Source organism: Paenibacillus woosongensis (genome assembly GCF_009725165.1).
Classification (GTDB): domain Bacteria; phylum Bacillota; class Bacilli; order Paenibacillales; family Paenibacillaceae; genus Fontibacillus; species Fontibacillus woosongensis.
This window is the reverse complement of sequence record NZ_WNZW01000054.1, coordinates 1-424: the sequence shown is the minus strand read 5'-3', so window position 1 is coordinate 424 and position 424 is coordinate 1. Positions and strand designations below refer to the sequence as shown.

Annotated in this window: 1 protein-coding gene; it reads left to right on the top strand. The window is 51.9% G+C overall.

From position 1 onward, the window contains the following. On the top strand, positions 1–424 hold a 424-nt coding region (locus GNP95_RS25575; RefSeq protein ID WP_196427329.1), incomplete at both ends, for a branched-chain amino acid ABC transporter permease.

Genomic DNA, 424 nt, shown 5'->3' with positions numbered 1-424 from the left:
ATTCTGAAATCGGTGCCCAAGATTGGTCCGATTGAGCTGGGCTCCTCCGAAGGATTGATCATTCCGCTCGTAACCGACGGCGGTATTGCAAGCTTTCAGTTTCTCTCCAGTGTGCCGTACTACTATATCATTCTCGCTTTTACCGCGATTGTTCTTTTCGTATCCTGGTATATTGAGCGGTCGAAGCTCGGATTTTACTTGACGGCCATCCGTGAGGATGAAGAAGCGGCCAAAGCACTGGGCATTAATACGGCAAGAGTAAAGCTGTACGCCGCAGCGATCAGCGGATTTTTCACCGCTATCGGAGGTACGTTCTTCGGTCAGCTGATGGGGATCTTGCAGCCGGATACGGTTGCAGGTGCGGAAATGTCCGCTCATATGGTGTTCAACGCCATCGTAGGCGGAATCGGAACGGTGTTCGGAC